This window comes from Rhodoferax sp. SPJ21, from assembly GCF_058216335.1.
In genome coordinates this window covers 40,019-56,395 of record NZ_JBYZMO010000002.1, presented here as the reverse complement: position 1 = coordinate 56,395, position 16,377 = coordinate 40,019, and the positions used below count along the sequence as shown (strand labels likewise).

Genomic DNA, 16,377 nt, shown 5'->3' with positions numbered 1-16,377 from the left:
AGCTGAGGCATGGGGGTGTGTCTAAGATAACCAGCCGCGCTTGTAGAAGTACCACATCGGCACCAGCGCGCTGGCCACCATCATCGTGACGGTGTAGGGGTAGCTCCAGCCGCCCAGAAACTCCAGCTCGGGGAATTTCAGGTTCATGCCGTACACGCTGGCCACCAAGGTCGGCGGCAGCAGGGCCACGCTGGCCACGGAGAAGATCTTGATGATCTTGTTCTGGTTGATGTTGATGAAACCGACGGTAGCGTCCATCAAGAAGTTGATCTTGTCGAACAGGAAGGCGGTGTGCGAGTCCAGTGAGTCGATGTCGCGGTGGATCTGCCGGGCCTCTTCAAACTGCTCGGCATTCAGCATCTTGCTGCGCATCATGAAGCTCAAGGCGCGGCGCGTGTCCATCATGTTGCGGCGGATGCGGCCGTTCAAATCCTCGTGGCGCGCGATGGAGGCCAGCACCTCGCCGGCCAAGGCGTCGGTCATATTGCCGGCGAGTACCCGGCGGCTGACCTTTTCCAGGTCCACGTAGATGTCTTCCAGCGTGTCGGCGGAGTACTCTGCGTCGGCATCGAAAAGTTTCAGTAAAACTTCTTTCGCGTCTTCGATCAAGCCCGGTGCCCGGCGCGCGCGCATGCGCAGCAGGCGGAACACCGGCACGTCTTCATCGTGGATGGAAAAAAGCACGCCGCGGCTTTTCAGTTCGGTGTTGTGTTGGTTCAAGATGAAAGCCACCCGTACGGTGCGCGGATCGGACTCGTCGGCTACCAAGAAGTCACTGCGGATATGCAACTCGCCGTTGTCTTCCTGGTAGAAGCGGGCGGATTCTTCGATATCTTCGTCCATCGCGTCTTCCGGGATGGACAGGCCGTAGTACTGCTTGATCCAGCGCTTTTCTTCCAGTGTGGGCGACTCCAGGTCTACCCAGATCGGCTGAAAGCGGGACAACTCTTCCAGCGATTCGATTTCCTCCTGGAACAAACGACCGTTGGCGAGCGAAAAAATATTGAGCATGGGGCACTCCCTGGAAATGATGGCTACGGGCGGGGGAATGGGTTGGCTTTCAACCCCCGTGCAGCGCAGGGAGGTGAAAGCTACCGACTAGGTATGCTTTCCATGGGTTATTTCCGATGTGGTGAGGCTATGGATTATGGCATCGCAAAAGTGCTGGTTTCGGTGTGCTTTTTGCGGCGCGGAATGTTGTATTGACGTACTTATTCACGTTTTCGTTAGCCGTTGTAACAGCCACGTCATCAGGTCGGGTTATCGCTTGCGTTCCGCCTGCATCGGGCGCATAGTTAATTGACTTTCAACGGTGAAAGTAATGCACTAGGAGGCTGTACATGAACTTGACGATCAGCGGACACCATCTGGAGGTGACTCCCGCACTGCGTAGCTATGTGACCACCAAGCTAGACCGAATAACCCGGCATTTTGACCAACTGGTGGATGTCAAAGTTCTTCTGACCATCGAGAAGCAAAAGGAAAAGCAGGGACGACAACGCGCCGAGTGCAACATCCACGTCAAAGGCAATGACATGTTCGCCGAGAGTTCCCATGCGGATTTGTACGCCGCCGTGGACGAGTTGGTAGATAAGCTGGACCGCCAGGTGGGACGCCACAAAGACCGTGTGCAAGACCACCACCACGAAGCGCCCAAGCGTCTGATGTAATCTCTGGCGCTGCGCGCCAACCATAAAGCCGCCCGCATAATCAGGCGGCTTTTTTGTTGTGCGGCGCAGCACGTGCATAATTCACTCCCCACCATGAACCGACTCGCCTCCATCCTGCCCTCCGCTCAAGTGCTCGTGAGCGTTGATGCGTCCAGCAAAAAGCGTGCTTTTGAAGAAGCCGGCTTGCTGTTTGAAAATCTGCACGGCCTGAGTCGCGCCCTGATCACGGACAGTCTGTTTGCCCGTGAGCGCCTGGGTTCCACCGGTTTGGGGCACGGAGTGGCTATTCCGCACGGCCGTATCAAGGGACTGAAGTCGCCTATGGCCGCTGTGGTGCAGCTGGCCCAACCCATCGGTTTCGATGCGCCCGACGAATTGCCCGTGGGCCTGTTGATTTTTCTACTGGTGCCCGAGGCGGCTACCCAGAAGCATCTGGAAATTCTTTCTGAAATCGCCGAGTTGCTCAGCGACGCGCCCCTGCGCGAAAAAATCAAGACCGCCGAAGACGCCACTGCGCTGCACGGCCTGATCAGCACCTGGCAGTCGGCGCAACCCGCCTAGGCCATTGGCTATTTACTAGCTGCTAGCGTTCAGGTTCGGTACCGTCCTTGAAACCCACCGTCGTCAGTGCTGACGTTCTGTTTGAAGCTTTCCGCGGTTTGCTGCGCTGGGAGTGGATTGCGGGTCTGGGTGCGTCGGAACGGCGTTTTGACGAGGTGGCCGTACGTGCGGCCCGCTCGGGTGCCGATCTGGTTGGCTACCTGAACTACATCCATCCTTACCGCGTGCAGATTTTGGGCGAGCGCGAAGTCGCCTACCTGACCAGTGCGTCTGCGGAAGACTGTGCCCGGCGCATCGCCCGCATCGTCACCCTGGAGCCGCCGGTGCTGGTGATTGCCGACGGCCAGGTGGCGCCGGACGCGCTGCTGTCCATGTGCGAACGCGCGCAAATCCCGATGTTCTCCACCCAGGATTCGTCGGCTTTTGTGATTGATGTGCTGCGCGCCTACCTGTCCAAGCATTTCGCCGACCGCACCTCGATGCACGGCGTGTTCATGGACATTCTGGGCCTGGGCGTGATGATCACCGGCGAATCCGGTCTGGGTAAAAGTGAGCTGGGCCTGGAACTGATTTCACGCGGCAACGGCCTGGTGGCCGACGATGCGGTGGACCTGTACCGCATCAACCAGACGACCATCGAAGGGCGCTGCCCCGAGCTGCTGCAAAACTTGCTGGAAGTACGTGGCATCGGTTTGCTGGACATCCGCGGCATCTTTGGCGAGACGGCGGTGCGCCGCAAGATGCGGCTCAAGCTCATCGTGCACTTGGTACGCAAAGAGACCATGGAGCGCGAGTACGAGCGCCTGCCCTACGAGCCGCTGACCCAGGACGTGCTGGGTGTACCAGTGCGCAAGGTCATCATCCAAGTGGTGGCCGGCCGCAACATCGCTGTGCTGGTAGAGGCTGCCGTGCGCAATACGATCTTGCAGCTGCGCGGCATCGACACCTACCAAGAGTTTGTCGAGCGCCACCGCAAGGCCATGGAAAACGAGGGTTAGGGCCGCTTAGGCCCTTTGGTAGGTTCTCAGGGCTGCTTTGCGCTGCAGTCTGCGCACAGCCCGTACAGTGACATCGCGTGGTCCTGCACCGTCCAACCTTTTTCTTTGGCCACGATTTTTTGTCGCTGCTCGATATCTGCGTCGTAGAACTCTTCCACTTTGCTGCAAGATGTGCAGATGAAGTGGTCGTGGTGGCGGCCCTCGTTCAGCTCGTACACCGACTTGCCCGATTCGAAGTTGCTGCGCGACAAAATCCCCGCCTGTTCAAACTGGGTCAGCACGCGGTAGACGGTAGCCAGGCCGATGTCTGAATGCTCCAGCAGTAAAACCCGGAATACATCTTCTGCCGTCATGTGGCGCAGCTCCCCTTTCTGGAAAATTTCCAGAATCTTGAGTCGGGGCAGGGTGGCTTTCAGGCCGGTATTTTTGAGTTCGTCGATGTTGGCCATGGTGTCGTATCTTTCGGGTGCAGGGCGGCTAGGAGGCAGCCGCTACAATCGTTTGATCATATCGCCAGAGCCTTTATCCATGTTCGAACCTATATTGCGCGGTACCCGTTGCGCCCTCGTGCTTGCTGTCTGCGCGGCCTCGGTGGCGTGCAGCGGAGTGGATACGAAAACGCGTAGTTTGCTGGCTGTCGTGTCGCCCTACAAGATCGAAGTGGTGCAGGGTAATTTTGTTTCCAAGGAGCAGGTCGAGGCTATCAAGCCCGGCATGTCCCGCGAGCAGGTCAAGGACATCCTGGGCACCTCTTTGCTGCAAAGCGTCTTCCACGCCGACCGGTGGGACTATGTCTTTACCTTGGACCGCCAAGGTACCGAGCCTCAGTCGCGCCAGCTGACCGTGTATTTCAAGGGTGACGCGGTAGACCGCGTAGAAGGCGACCCGATGCCCAGCGAGAGCGAATTCGTGGGCTTGCTGGCCCGCTCCCGTTCAGTCAAGGCTGTGCCCTTGCTGGAGGCCGATGAAAGCAGCCTGAAATCCTTCCCCGCACCCACTGCAGCGGCGTCTGCACCGGAGGCGCCTGCCACCCCAGTGACGGCGGCCACGGCCTACCCTCCTTTAGAAGCCCCTGCGGCTCCTTAATTCTGGCTTTTCCATGACCGATTCTCTTTTCTCGCAGGCCACAACTGTTGGCGTGCCCCACGCGATTGCCGTTGCTGGCGCTTCTGGCCGTATGGGCCGCATGCTGGTGGAGGCCATCCACAATGCCGACGACTGCGTGCTGGCTGGCGCCCTGGGTTTGGCTAGCGACCCGAATGTGGGTGCCGATGCCGCTGCGTTTCTGGGCCACAGCACGGGCGTGGCCATTACGGCGGATGTAACCGCCGGTTTGCAGAATTCCCGCACCCTTATCGACTTCACCCGACCCGAAGGCACCATGCACCATCTGCGCATCTGCCGCAGCCTGGGTGTGAACGCCGTGGTGGGTACTACCGGTTTCAGCGAAGAACAAAAGGCCGAAATCGCCGAGATCGCGCAAGATATCGCCATCATGCTGGCGCCGAATATGAGCGTGGGCGTCAACGTCACACTGAAGTTGCTGGAAATGGCGGCCAAGGCGCTGTCCACTGGCTACGACATTGAGATCGTCGAGGCCCACCACCGCCACAAGGTGGATGCACCGTCCGGCACCGCTCTGAAGATGGGCGAAGTCATCGCCGACGCGCTGGGCCGCGACCTGAAAGACTGTGCTGTTTACGAGCGCTATGGCGTGACCGGCGAGCGCGACCCGTCCAGCATCGGCTTTGCCACCATTCGCGGCGGCGACATCGTCGGCGACCATACCGTGCTGTTTGCCGGCACCGGCGAACGCATTGAGATCAGCCACAAGTCCTCCAGCCGCGCGACCTACGCACAGGGCAGTCTGCGTGCAGTGCGCTTCCTGGCCGACAAGCGCCAGGGCTTGTTCGACATGTTCGACGTCTTGGGCCTGAAGTAACACCATGGACCCGCTACAGGTGCTGCTGCGCGGAGACATCGTCAGCCGCATCGTGGCGCTGGTGCTGCTACTGATGTCAGTAGCCAGCTGGATGGTGATCCTGTGGAAGGGCTGGCTGCTGCGCCGTGCACGCACCGATGTTGCCCGCAGCACCGCTGCTTTTTGGCAGTCGCCTAGCGTTGCAGAGGCGTCGGAGCGCTTGGCATCTTTTGACCCTCTGGCGCTGGTGCTGCCTTTGGTTGTAGCTACAAAAATGGAAGCGAGCGGCACTTTGGCTGCAGCCGGTGACCGCGCCCAGCAACTGACCCGCGTATTGCGCAATGCTTTGCATGCCGTGCTGCACAAGCTGCAGTTTGGCCAGGTGCTGCTGGCGACTGTGGGTTCCACCGCGCCGTTTGTCGGCCTGCTGGGTACGGTCTGGGGCATTTACCACGCGCTCGGCGCCATTGCGCTGGAAGGCCAGATCAGCATTGACAAGGTGGCCGGCCCGGTGGGCGAATCCCTGGTCATGACGGCCGCCGGTCTGGCGGTAGCGATTCCGGCGGTGCTGGCCTATAACGTGTTTGGCCGTCTGATCGGCAGCATCGAAGCCGATCTGGAAGGTTTCGCCCGCGACCTGCGCGAGCTGTTGGCCAGCCATACGGGCTGAGACCTGGCATGGCATTCGGCCGTCTTGAGCGCACCAAGGGTTCGGAGCCCATGAGCGACATCAATATGACGCCGCTGGTGGACGTGATGCTGGTGCTGGTGGTGATCTTCATCATCACCGCGCCGCTGCTGTCCAGTTCCATCAAGCTGGACCTGCCCAAGACCGATGCTGCCAAGTCGCAGGCCGCGCCCCAGTCCGTCACCTTGGTGGTGGATAAGTCGGGCCAGGCCTTTCTGGACGACAAGCCCGTCAACGCGGCGCAGTTGGCGGCCCAGTTGGCGGCCGTGGCCGAGCAGAACCCCGATACTGAGGTGCAATTGCGCGCCGACACCACCGTGCCCTATGGCCGCGTGGTCGAAGTCATGGGCGCCGCGCAGGCCGCCGGCCTGAATCGCATAGGATTTGTGGCCCAGCCCACGGCCACGCCCTAAAATCAGCCCCTTGCGGCTTTTGCGCCGCCCCGTGTTTGTCCGCCTTTCTGCTTCTTCCCGCTTTTTACGCCTGCCATGCTCGAAAAATACAACCATCTCGAAGTCGAACCGTCCGCGCAAAACTATTGGAACGGCCGTGACGCCTACCGCGTCACCGAAGATTCGCGTGACGCGCGGGGTAACCTAAAGAAGAAGTTTTACGCCTGCTCCATGCTGCCTTACCCCAGCGGCAAGCTGCACATGGGCCATGTGCGTAACTACACCATCAACGACATGCTGGCGCGCCAGCTGCGCATGCAGGGCTACAACGTGCTCATGCCCATGGGCTGGGACGCGTTCGGCCTGCCGGCGGAAAACGCCGCGATGAAAAACGGCGTACCCCCCGCGCAGTGGACCTTCGACAACATCGCCTACATGAAGAAGCAGATGCAGGCCATGGGCCTGGCTATCGACTGGAGCCGCGAGATCGCCACCTGTACGCCCGAGTACTACAAGTGGAACCAGTGGCTGTTCCTGAAGATGCTGGACAAGGGCATTGCCTACCGCAAGACCCAGGTGGTCAACTGGGACCCGGTGGACATGACAGTGCTGGCCAACGAGCAAGTCATCGACGGCAAGGGCTGGCGCACCGGCGCCGTGGTCGAGAAGCGTGAAATCCCTGGCTACTACCTAAAAATCACCGACTACGCCGAGGAGCTGCTGGGCCAGGTCAAGGACGATTTGCCCGGCTGGCCCGAGCGCGTCAAGCTGATGCAGGAGAACTGGATCGGCAAGAGCGAAGGCGTGCGCTTTGCCTTCCCGCACACCATCCAGGACAGCAGCGGCCAGCTGATTGGTGACGGCAGGATGTATGTTTTCACCACCCGTGCCGACACCATCATGGGCGTGACCTTTTGCGCCGTGGCGCCCGAGCACCCGCTGGCTACGCATGCAGCGCAAACCAATCCCAAGCTGGCGGCCTTCATTGAGAGCTGCAAGCAGGGCGGCACCACCGAGGCCGAACTTGCGGTGCGTGAAAAAGAAGGCATGCCCACCGGCCTGCAAGTCATTCACCCGCTGAACGGCCACAAGATTGACGTCTGGGTCGGCAACTATGTGTTGATGGGCTATGGCGACGGCGCCGTGATGGGCGTGCCCGCGCACGACGAGCGCGACTTTGCCTTCGCGCTGAAATACGAGCTGCCCATCGTCCAGGTGGTGCACGTAGACCACCTCCATTACGACTACCACCACTGGAACGACTGGTACGGCGACAAGCAGCGCGGCGTCACCATCAATTCCGATAGCTTCAGCGGCCTGAACTACCAGGACGCGGTGAATGCCGTGGCCCACGCATTGCAGATCAAGGGCCTGGGCGAGAAGAAGACCACCTGGCGGCTGCGCGACTGGGGCGTGAGCCGCCAGCGCTACTGGGGCACGCCCATCCCCATCATCCACTGCGAGGAACACGGCGCAGTGCCGGTGCCCGAGAAGGATCTGCCCGTGGTGCTGCCGCAGGATTGCATCCCCGACGGCTCCGGCAACCCGCTGCACAAGCATGAAGGCTTCCACGCCGGCGTGGTGTGTCCGATCTGCGGCGCCAAGGCCCGGCGCGAGACCGACACCATGGACACCTTCGTGGATTCCAGCTGGTACTTCATGCGCTACTGCGACCCGCACAACACCGACAAGATGGTGGCCGAGGGCGCCAATTACTGGATGCCTATGGACCAGTACATCGGCGGCATCGAGCACGCCATCCTGCACCTGCTGTACGCGCGCTTCTGGACCAAGGTGATGCGGGACCTGGACCTGGTCAAGGTGGACGAGCCCTTCAGCAAGCTGCTGACCCAGGGCATGGTGCTCAACGGCGCCTTCTCGCACAAGCCGGCCAGCGGCGGCATTCAGTACCACTGGGAAAGCGAAGTCGATGTGACGCGCAATGAGCGCGACCAGATCACCGGCGGCACGCTGAAGGCCGACGGCACGGTGCTGGACTACGAGCTCACCACCATGAGCAAGAGCAAGAGCAACGGCGTCGATCCGCAGGAGTTGATTGAAAAGTACGGCGCCGACACCGCCCGCCTGTACACCATGTTCACCGCGCCGCCCGAAGCCACGCTGGAGTGGAACGACGCATCCGTCGAAGGCAGCTACCGCTTCCTGCGCCGAGTATGGAACTTCGGCGTCAAGCTGTCTGCTATGGATTCCGTAGCGGCTGTCGCAAGTGTTACGGGCGTTAGCAGCCTGAAAGATGTGGAATTCAGCAAAGAGGCCAAGGCCTTGCGGCTGGAGGTGCACACCGTGCTGCGCCAGGTGGACTACGACTACCAGCGCATGCAGTACAACACCGTGGTGTCTGGCTGCATGAAGCTGCTGAATGCGTTGGAAGGAACAGCGGAATTACTCTCTGTGTCTGCAGATGATTTGGCTAAGTTGAATGCTACTGAGCAGGCTACTTTGAGCTCCATGAAAAAGGGTCTTGAGGTTGCGGCCACTGAAGGTTTTGGGATTCTGCTGCGCTGCCTGTACCCAGCCACCCCGCACATCACCCACGCGCTGTGGACCGAGCTCGGCTATGCCGACCGTTTTGGCGACCTGCTGGATGCACCCTGGCCTGTGGTGGACCCGCTGGCCCTGGTGCAGGACGAGATCGAACTGATGTTGCAGGTCAACGGCAAACTGCGCGGTTCCATCTTCGTGGCCGCTACCGCCGCCAAGTCCGAGATCGAGGCTGCGGCCCTGGCCTGCGAGGCGTTCACCAAGATTGCCGCCGGAGCAGCACCTAAAAAGATCATCGTGGTGCCCGGGCGCCTGGTGAACCTGGTGCTGTGATGCGCCGCCGCCTGCTTCTGACACTGCCCGTTGCGATCTCCGCTCTGGGTCTTGCTGGCTGCGGCTTCCAGCTGCGCCAGGCGCCCAACTATGCGTTCACTACCATTTTTGTGCGTGTGGCCGAGGCGTCTTCGCTGGGAAATGAGCTCAAACGCAACATCAAGGCCAGTGGCAAGGTAGAGGTCATTACCGACCCGGCTAAGCTTGCGACGGCCCAGGTGGTGCTGGAGGTGCTGCAGGACCAGCGCGAGAAAACTGCGGCCTCGCTCACCTCGTCGGGCCAGGTGCGTGAATTCCAGCTGCGCGTGCGCATGAAGTTCCGTTTGCGCACGCTAGACGGTAAAGAGCTGATCCCTGATGCCGAGATCGTGCAACAGCGTGACATCAGCTACTCAGAAAGCACGGCCCTGTCCAAGGAAGCCGAAGAGCAACTGCTCTACCGCAGTATGCAGACCGACGTGGTGCAGCAGGTCATGCGCCGGCTTGGCTCCGTCAAAGAACTCTAGCCGCCGCGATGCAATTGGCCCCGGGTCAACTCACGGCGCAGCTGCAAAAAGGGCTGCGCTCGCTCTACACCCTGCACGGCGACGAGCCGCTGCTGGTGCAAGAGGCGCTGGACGCGATCCGTGCCGTGGCGCGCAGCCAGGGCTTTACCGAACGCACGGTGCACACCGTGTCCGGCGCGCATTTCGACTGGAGCGAGGTGCTGGCTGCCGGCGGCTCGCTGAGCCTGTTTGCCGATAAGCAGATGCTGGAGGTACGTATCCCGTCCGGCAAGCCGGGCAAGGAAGGCAGCCCGGCCCTGCAGCGCCTGGCCGAGCAGGCCGAGGGCAATACCGACACCCTGACCCTGGTGGTCTTGCCGCGCCTGGACAAGCAGGCCAAGTCCGCCGCCTGGTTTGTGGCATTAGAGCGCTATGGCGTGACCGTGCAGGTGGAGCCGGTGGAGCGCGGCGCCCTGCCGCAATGGATAGCCCAGCGCCTGCAGGCCCAGGGCCAGCGGGTAGAAGCCGGCGTCGAGGGCCAGCGCACTTTGCAGTTCTTTTCCGACCGGGTGGAAGGCAATCTGCTCGCGGCGCACCAGGAAATCCAAAAACTCGCGCTGCTGTACCCGGCGGGTGAGCTGCAGTGGCAGCAGGTGGAGGCAGCGGTGCTGAACGTGGCCCGTTACGACGTGTTCAAGCTGTCCGAAGCCGTGCTGGCCGGCCAGCGCCTGCGGGTGCAGCGCATGCTCGACGGCCTGCAGGCCGAGGGCGAGGCCGAGGTGCTGGTGCACTGGGCCATTGCCGAAGACATCCGCGCGCTCAAGCGAGTGAAAGACGCCATGGATGCCGGCAAACCCCTGCCCATGGCCTTGCGCGACAACCGCGTATGGGGTGCCAAAGAGCGCTTGTTCGAGCGCGTGCTGCCACGCCTGGGCGCCAACACCATCGCTGATCTGCTGGCAGCCGCGCACCAGGTGGACGGCATCGTCAAAGGTCTGAAGCTGCCGAATTGGCCGGCCGATTCCTGGCAGGCCTTGCACCGTCTGGCCTGCATGCTATGCCAGGCCTGTGCGCCCCAAGCTGGACGCTAATTTTTTCTGCGTGAGAAAATAGAGCGATGAACGCTCTGAACATCGCCGAATACGCCCAGGCTTTGGGTTTGCAAGCAAAAGTGGCTTCTGCGCAGATGGCGCGTGCGCAGGCAGCTACTAAAAACATAGCATTGCGCACCCTGGCCCGTCTGCTGCGCGACAACACCGCCGCGCTGCAGATTGAAAACGCCAAGGACCTGGACCGCGCCCGCGTCGCCGGCCTGGCCGCGCCCATGGTGGACCGCCTCAAGCTCAGCCCGCAGACGCTGGAAACCTGCGCCCAGGGCTGCGAGCAGCTGGCCGCCATGCCCGATAGCATCGGTGAGATCATCGGCCTGCAGCAGCAGCCCAGCGGTATCCGCGTGGGCCAGATGCGCGTGCCGATTGGCGTGTTCGGCATGATTTTTGAGAGCCGCCCGAATGTAACTATCGAAGCCGCCAGCCTGTCGATCAAGAGCGGCAATGCCTGCATCTTGCGCGGCGGCTCCGAGGCGATCGACTCCAACAAAGCCCTGGCTTTGTTGGTTCAGCAAGCCTTGGTTGAGGCCGGTTTGCCTGCCGACGCGGTGCAGCTGGTGCAGACCACCGACCGCGAAGTGGTGGGCCAACTCATCACCATGCCGCAGTACGTAGACGTGATCATCCCGCGCGGCGGCAAGAGCCTGATCGAGCGCATCAGCCGCGACGCCAAGGTGCCGGTGATCAAGCATCTGGACGGCAACTGCCACGTGTATGTGGACGACCCTTGCGACATCGCTATGGCCGTCAAGGTGGCCGACAACGCCAAGACCCAAAAGTACAGCCCCTGCAACGCCACCGAGAGCCTGCTGGTGGCGCGTGGCGTGGCGGCCGAGTTCCTGCCGCTGATCGGCGCCATCTACGCCGCCAAGGGGGTGGAAATGCGGTGTGATGCGGCTGCAGTGCAGATACTATCTGCGCAAGCAGCTACTAAAGATGTAGCAAACATCGTGGCCGCCACCGAGCAGGACTGGTACGAGGAATACCTGGCACCGGTCATCAGCATCAAGATCGTCGAGGGAGTGGACGAGGCGATTGCCCACATCAACCAGTACTCATCGCACCACACCGACGCCATCCTGACGCGCGATCACATGCATGCGCAGCAGTTCTTGCGCGAGGTGGATTCGGCCAGCGTGATGGTGAACGCCAGCACCCGTTTTGCCGATGGTTTTGAGTACGGCCTGGGCGCAGAAATCGGCATCAGCACCGACAAGTTCCACGCGCGTGGCCCTGTCGGCCTGGCCGGCCTGACCTCGCTCAAATATGTGGTGCTGGGTCAGGGCGAAGTACGTAGCTAGTTCAAGTCTCCGACTTTGTCGCTGGGGTACTTGAACGAGTCGCGCAGCACATAGGGCATGGGTAGCGCCAGGTTGATGCCCTTGGGCGGTATCGGCAGCTGGAACCAGCGTGCATACAGGGCGTTGATCTCGCCGCTTTGGATGATGCGGCGCATCTCCTGGTCCACGACTTTCTTGAACGGCGCGTCGTCCTTGGGCAGCATGATGGCGTAGGGCTCGATGGTCAGTGGCTTGCCCGTCACCATGAAGTCGTCGGGCTTGCTGGCATTGGCGCGCAGGCCCGACAACAGTACATCGTCCATCGCAAACGCCGCCGCCTTGCCGGCCGCCACCATGGCGAAAGCCTGCGCGTGGTCGGCCGCTTCCACCACGTTGATGTGCAGTGACTGCTCATTGTTGATGCGCCGCAGGCGCTCCAGTGGCGTCGTGCCCTTGGTCGAGACCACGGTCTTGCCCGCTAGCTGGACCAGGGTTTCGATGTGGTCATTGCTGCGCACCAGCAGGCGCGCGGTGGAGATAAAGTGCGGAATCGTGAAGTCCACCGTCTTGCGGCGCTCCGCATTGTTGGTGGTGGAGCCGCATTCCATGGCGGCCTGGCCTTCGGAGATGGCGCTGAGGCGCTTGTCGGGCGTGACCAGCAGGTATTTCACCGCCAGCTTGTCCATCTTCAGCTCGTGCTTGATGGCGTCCACCACTTTCAGGCACAGGTCCATGGCGTAACCCAGGGGCCGCCCGTCGGCATCCACATACGAGAAGGGGATAGAGGCATTGCGATGCGCCAGGGTGATTTCACCGCTGGCGCGGATGTTCTCCAGTGTGCCGGCGCCTGCAGGCAGCGTGCAGCAAAAGGCCACACAAGCGAACAAGCAAAAAGAGCGATAAGGCATGGCAGGTGCAGGGGTGGGGAAAAAGTTGCGAATGGGCAGCGTCTGTATCTTGCAGAGCAGCAAAGAATCCGCATATTCTGTGCCAATGCCTTGGCTCGTGCGGGGATTTTTGCGTTAATCCATCCGACTGCCCGGCTCGGGGTATGTCTTGTCAGCTTCCTACAATGCGCTTATATCCTTCAAAGAAAAATCCATGGTTCCCCATCTCATTACCGCGTTGACCGGCCCTATCAATGAACTGGAGCAGCGCATCCTGGACTCCATGCCCGCGATCGAGCGCTGGTTTCGGTTGGAGTGGATGGAGCACACCCCGCCGTTTTATTGCGCAGTGGATATCCGCAACGCTGGTTTCAAGCTGGCACCGGTGGACACCAACCTGTTTCCCGGCAGCTGGAACAACCTGACGCCGCAGATGCTGCCGCTGGCCGTGCAGTCGGCCATGGCCGCCATCGAGAAGATCTGCCCCGAGGCCAAGAACCTGCTGCTGATTGCCGAAAACGACACGCGCAGCACCTTCTATCTGGCGAACCTGGCCCAGCTGCAGCGCATCTTCCACATGGCCGGCCTGAATGTGCGCATTGGCTCCATCAGCCCCGATGTGAAGGAAAGCACGGTCATCAACCTGCCCAACGGCGAACAGGTCACCCTGGAGCCTGTGGTGCGCAGCAAGCGCCGCCTGGGCCTGAAGGATTTCGACCCCTGCACGATTCTGCTGAACAACGACCTCTCGGCCGGTCCCCCGGGCATCCTGGAAGACCTGCACGAGCAGTACTTGCTGCCACCGCTGCACGCGGGGGGCTCGGTGCGGCGCAAGAGCACCCATTTCCGCAGTTATGAAGAACTGGCCAAGCGCCTGGGTAAGCTGCTGGGCATAGACCCCTGGCTGATCAACCCGATGTTCAACCAGTGCGGCGCGGTGGACATGGCCGAAGGCCACGGCATGGACTGCCTGACCACCAATGTGGACGCGTTATTGGGCAAGATCCGCCGCAAATACAAGGAATACGGCATCCACGAGAAGCCCTTCGTCATCGTCAAGTCCGACTTTGGTGCCCCCGGCATGGGCATTCTGACGGTGCGCGACGTGAAAGACCTGGCTGTGCTGCACCACCGCGCCAAGACCCGCAAGGACGACCTGCCGGTGCGCGACACCATCATCCAGGAAGGCGTGCTGACCAATGAACGCATCAACGACGCCGTGGCCGAGCCGGTGGTCTACATGATGGACCGCTACGTGGTGGGCGGCTTCTACCGCATCCATGCCGAGCGTGGTGTGGACGAGTATTTGAACGCTCCCGGCTCCAGCTACGTGCCCTTGGCGTTTGCAGAGAGCGCCCATCTGCCCCAAGTGGGCGTGAGGCCCGGCGCGAGCGCGCCCAACCGCTTCTACATGTACGGCGTGGTGGCGCGCCTGGCCATGGCCGCCGCCAGCTACGAGCTGGAAGCCACCGACCCGGACGCCGAAACCTACGATTGAGCGGGGCAGGGGAATGAGTTGCTGCGTTGCAACATTTCTCTACTTTCCCCTGATTAGGCGCTTTGCACGGCTTGCAAGCCGGGGCGCAAGGCGCAAAATACGCATCCCAAAGTTTATGGAACCCCGCTGACTCCCCCTGGAGTCTCCCCCGCGGGACCTTATTTGTGCAAAGTTCAAAATCTTCGCTTACGGCGCTCACACTCGGTGCGCTTGGTGTGGTCTACGGCGATATCGGTACCTCTCCCCTCTACGCATTCAAAGAAGTTTTTGCCCACGGCCATGTGCAGGTAAACGAGTTCAATGTGCTCGGCGTCCTGTCCCTCTTCTTCTGGGCGCTGATGGTCGTGGTGTCACTCAAATACGTGGTGCTGATCATGCGGGCCGACAACAACGGCGAGGGCGGGCTCATGGCCCTGCTGGCGCTGGCGGCCGAATCGGTCAAGACCAGCCCCCGCTTACGGCGCGCCTTGTTGATGCTGGGCGTGTTCGGCTTGGCCTTGTTCTTTGGCGATGGCGTGATTACCCCGGCTATTTCCGTTTTGTCGGCGGTTGAGGGGGTAGAGATCATCACGCCTGGCGCGGCACCCTATGTGAAAGCCATTTCGCTGGTGATCCTGGTGCTGCTGTTCATGGTGCAGCGCCGTGGCACGGGCGATATCGGCAAGTTTTTCGGCCCGGTGACCTTGTTGTGGTTTGGCGTGCTGGCGGTGATGGGTGTCGCCCAGATCGTGCGCTACCCTGCAGTGCTGATGGCTTTTTCGCCGATTTACGCGCTGCAGTTCTCTTTCCAGAACCTGCATATCGCTTTTATTACCTTGGGTGCGGTGTTCTTGTGCTTGACCGGCGCCGAGGCTCTGTATGCCGACATGGGCCACTTCGGCAAGCAGCCTATTCGCCTGGCCTGGTTTGCGGTGGTGATGCCCGCGCTGACCCTGAACTACTTTGGCCAGGGCGCGTTGGTGCTGATGGACCCTGCGGCTGCGGACAATCCCTTTTATCTGATGGTGCCCGACTGGGCGCTGATCCCCACCGTGGGCCTGGCCACTGCCGCCACCGTGATCGCCTCGCAGGCGCTAATTTCCGGTGCTTTTTCGGCCACCAAGCAAACCATCCAAATGGGTTACCTGCCCCGTCTGAGCATTTTGCATACCTCGGTGCGGGATACCGGCCAGATTTATGTACCGGTGGTGAACTGGACGCTATTGGCCGGCGTGGTGGCAGCGGTGCTGATGTTCGGCTCGTCGGACGCCTTGGCTGCGGCCTATGGCATCTCGGTTAGCTTGTTGATGGTGATTACGACTGCATTGACATTTTTTGTTGTGCGCTATGGCTGGGGCTATTCCTTGCCGCTGTGTCTGGCGGCAACAGGCTTCTTTCTCGTGGTGGATTTTGTCTTCTTGGCATCCAATTCGCTCAAGATTCTGCAAGGCGGATGGTTCCCCTTGGCCATGGCCATCGTGCTGTACATCGTGATGTCCACCTGGAAGGATGGCCGCCGGCTGCTGGCCCTCAAGCAGCGTGAAAACGCCATGGACCTGCAAAGCTTTTTGGACTCGGTGTTCATCAGCCCGCCGGTGCGCGTGGAAGGCACGGCCGTGTTCATGACGGCCGACAAGGGCATGGTACCCAACGCCTTGCTGCACAACCTCAAGCACAACAAGGTGCTGCACGAGAACAACCTCTTCGTCACCGTGCACAACCACCCGATTCCCTGGGTGGGCATGGACAAGCGCCTGGAGGTGATCGCCCTGGGCCACAACTGTTGGCAGATCACCATCCACTACGGCTTTAAGAATGGCCCTGACATCCCGCGCGCCCTGGAGCTGATCCGTGGTCGTGGCTGTGAACTGGAGGTCATGACCACCAGCTACTTCCTGTCGCGCGACACCGTCATCCCCACCCTGGGCGGCGGCATGGCGCCCTGGCGTGAAAAGCTGTTTGCCCAGATGCACCACAACGCCAGCGACGCGGCCGACTTCCTGCGCCTGCCGAACAACGCGGTGGTTGAGCTCGGCTCGAAGATCGAGATTTAGCACACCCCCAGGCTCCACAC

Annotated in this window: 16 protein-coding genes; 13 read left to right on the top strand and 3 right to left on the bottom strand. The window is 61.1% G+C overall.

Going from position 1 to position 16,377, the window contains the following annotated elements:
- Positions 1-21: 21 nt before the first annotated feature.
- Complete coding sequence (locus AC4BBN_RS08010; protein ID WP_490591462.1) at positions 22-1,011, bottom strand: magnesium and cobalt transport protein CorA; 990 nt, start codon at positions 1,009-1,011, stop codon at positions 22-24.
- A gap of 329 nt (positions 1,012-1,340) precedes the next feature.
- Here AC4BBN_RS08010 and hpf point away from each other — a divergent pair, with 329 nt between their 5' ends.
- From hpf to hprK, 3 genes are all read left to right on the top strand, one after another.
- On the top strand, positions 1,341-1,670 hold the full coding sequence (hpf, locus tag AC4BBN_RS08005; protein WP_490591461.1) for a ribosome hibernation-promoting factor, HPF/YfiA family: 330 nt from the start codon (positions 1,341-1,343) through the stop codon (positions 1,668-1,670).
- A 93-nt stretch (positions 1,671-1,763) separates the two neighbouring features.
- On the top strand, positions 1,764-2,231 hold the full coding sequence (locus AC4BBN_RS08000; protein ID WP_490591460.1) for a PTS sugar transporter subunit IIA: 468 nt from the start codon (positions 1,764-1,766) through the stop codon (positions 2,229-2,231).
- A 47-nt stretch (positions 2,232-2,278) separates the two neighbouring features.
- Positions 2,279-3,229, top strand: coding sequence for an HPr(Ser) kinase/phosphatase (hprK, locus tag AC4BBN_RS07995; RefSeq protein WP_490591459.1), 951 nt, complete (start codon positions 2,279-2,281; stop codon positions 3,227-3,229).
- Between the two features lie 26 nt (positions 3,230-3,255).
- Here hprK and fur read toward each other — a convergent pair whose 3' ends face one another.
- Complete coding sequence (gene fur / locus AC4BBN_RS07990; RefSeq protein ID WP_490591458.1) at positions 3,256-3,678, bottom strand: ferric iron uptake transcriptional regulator; 423 nt, start codon at positions 3,676-3,678, stop codon at positions 3,256-3,258.
- Positions 3,679-3,757: 79 nt separating this feature from the next.
- Between fur and AC4BBN_RS07985 the strand changes: the two genes are divergently transcribed.
- The 8 genes from AC4BBN_RS07985 to AC4BBN_RS07950 all read left to right on the top strand — a co-directional run bounded on the left by AC4BBN_RS07985 (position 3,758) and on the right by AC4BBN_RS07950 (position 11,960).
- Positions 3,758-4,315 (top strand): outer membrane protein assembly factor BamE, encoded by a 558-nt coding sequence (locus AC4BBN_RS07985; RefSeq protein WP_490591457.1) that lies wholly within the window; start codon positions 3,758-3,760, stop codon positions 4,313-4,315.
- Positions 4,316-4,328: 13 nt separating this feature from the next.
- Complete coding sequence (gene dapB, locus AC4BBN_RS07980) at positions 4,329-5,171, top strand: 4-hydroxy-tetrahydrodipicolinate reductase (RefSeq protein ID WP_490591456.1); 843 nt, start codon at positions 4,329-4,331, stop codon at positions 5,169-5,171.
- Positions 5,172-5,175: 4 nt separating this feature from the next.
- On the top strand, positions 5,176-5,820 hold the full coding sequence (locus tag AC4BBN_RS07975; RefSeq protein WP_490591455.1) for a MotA/TolQ/ExbB proton channel family protein: 645 nt from the start codon (positions 5,176-5,178) through the stop codon (positions 5,818-5,820).
- Between the two features lie 8 nt (positions 5,821-5,828).
- Complete coding sequence (locus AC4BBN_RS07970) at positions 5,829-6,251, top strand: ExbD/TolR family protein (RefSeq protein ID WP_490591454.1); 423 nt, start codon at positions 5,829-5,831, stop codon at positions 6,249-6,251.
- A 75-nt stretch (positions 6,252-6,326) separates the two neighbouring features.
- A complete protein-coding gene (gene leuS, locus AC4BBN_RS07965) occupies positions 6,327-9,065 on the top strand; it encodes a leucine--tRNA ligase (protein ID WP_490591453.1) in 2,739 nt (912 codons plus the stop codon).
- Positions 9,065-9,571 carry an LPS-assembly lipoprotein LptE gene (locus AC4BBN_RS07960; protein ID WP_490591452.1) on the top strand — a complete coding sequence of 169 codons (507 nt, stop codon included), beginning with the start codon at positions 9,065-9,067 and terminating at the stop codon, positions 9,569-9,571. The genes leuS and AC4BBN_RS07960 overlap by 1 nt, the downstream gene beginning before the upstream one ends.
- A gap of 8 nt (positions 9,572-9,579) precedes the next feature.
- Positions 9,580-10,641 carry a DNA polymerase III subunit delta gene (holA, locus tag AC4BBN_RS07955; protein WP_490591451.1) on the top strand — a complete coding sequence of 354 codons (1,062 nt, stop codon included), beginning with the start codon at positions 9,580-9,582 and terminating at the stop codon, positions 10,639-10,641.
- A 26-nt stretch (positions 10,642-10,667) separates the two neighbouring features.
- Complete coding sequence (locus tag AC4BBN_RS07950; protein WP_490591450.1) at positions 10,668-11,960, top strand: glutamate-5-semialdehyde dehydrogenase; 1,293 nt, start codon at positions 10,668-10,670, stop codon at positions 11,958-11,960.
- Here AC4BBN_RS07950 and AC4BBN_RS07945 read toward each other — a convergent pair.
- Entirely contained in the window at positions 11,957-12,847 is an 891-nt protein-coding gene (locus AC4BBN_RS07945) for an amino acid ABC transporter substrate-binding protein (RefSeq protein ID WP_490591449.1), read from the bottom strand. The genes AC4BBN_RS07950 and AC4BBN_RS07945 overlap by 4 nt on opposite strands.
- A 193-nt stretch (positions 12,848-13,040) precedes the next feature.
- Here AC4BBN_RS07945 and gshA point away from each other — a divergent pair, with 193 nt between their 5' ends.
- Together gshA and AC4BBN_RS07935 are read left to right on the top strand one after the other, a co-directional pair.
- On the top strand, positions 13,041-14,324 hold the full coding sequence (gene gshA / locus AC4BBN_RS07940) for a glutamate--cysteine ligase (RefSeq protein ID WP_490591448.1): 1,284 nt from the start codon (positions 13,041-13,043) through the stop codon (positions 14,322-14,324).
- Positions 14,325-14,488: 164 nt separating this feature from the next.
- Complete coding sequence (locus AC4BBN_RS07935) at positions 14,489-16,357, top strand: potassium transporter Kup (RefSeq protein WP_490591447.1); 1,869 nt, start codon at positions 14,489-14,491, stop codon at positions 16,355-16,357.
- The last annotated feature ends 20 nt before the right edge of the window (positions 16,358-16,377 follow it).

Bases quoted from the DNA above. Each gene is read 5' to 3' on its own strand.
- AC4BBN_RS08010 (WP_490591462.1), bottom strand. From the start codon at position 1,011: ATGCTCAATATTTTTTCGCTCGCCAACGGTCGTTTGTTCCAGGAGGAA.
- hpf (WP_490591461.1), top strand. From the start codon at position 1,341: ATGAACTTGACGATCAGCGGACACCATCTGGAGGTGACTCCCGCACTG.
- AC4BBN_RS08000 (WP_490591460.1), top strand. From the start codon at position 1,764: ATGAACCGACTCGCCTCCATCCTGCCCTCCGCTCAAGTGCTCGTGAGC.
- fur (WP_490591458.1), bottom strand. From the start codon at position 3,678: ATGGCCAACATCGACGAACTCAAAAATACCGGCCTGAAAGCCACCCTG.
- AC4BBN_RS07985 (WP_490591457.1), top strand. From the start codon at position 3,758: ATGTTCGAACCTATATTGCGCGGTACCCGTTGCGCCCTCGTGCTTGCT.
- dapB (WP_490591456.1), top strand. From the start codon at position 4,329: ATGACCGATTCTCTTTTCTCGCAGGCCACAACTGTTGGCGTGCCCCAC.
- AC4BBN_RS07975 (WP_490591455.1), top strand. From the start codon at position 5,176: ATGGACCCGCTACAGGTGCTGCTGCGCGGAGACATCGTCAGCCGCATC.
- AC4BBN_RS07970 (WP_490591454.1), top strand. From the start codon at position 5,829: ATGGCATTCGGCCGTCTTGAGCGCACCAAGGGTTCGGAGCCCATGAGC.
- leuS (WP_490591453.1), top strand. From the start codon at position 6,327: ATGCTCGAAAAATACAACCATCTCGAAGTCGAACCGTCCGCGCAAAAC.
- AC4BBN_RS07960 (WP_490591452.1), top strand. From the start codon at position 9,065: ATGCGCCGCCGCCTGCTTCTGACACTGCCCGTTGCGATCTCCGCTCTG.
- holA (WP_490591451.1), top strand. From the start codon at position 9,580: ATGCAATTGGCCCCGGGTCAACTCACGGCGCAGCTGCAAAAAGGGCTG.
- AC4BBN_RS07950 (WP_490591450.1), top strand. From the start codon at position 10,668: ATGAACGCTCTGAACATCGCCGAATACGCCCAGGCTTTGGGTTTGCAA.
- AC4BBN_RS07945 (WP_490591449.1), bottom strand. From the start codon at position 12,847: ATGCCTTATCGCTCTTTTTGCTTGTTCGCTTGTGTGGCCTTTTGCTGC.
- gshA (WP_490591448.1), top strand. From the start codon at position 13,041: ATGGTTCCCCATCTCATTACCGCGTTGACCGGCCCTATCAATGAACTG.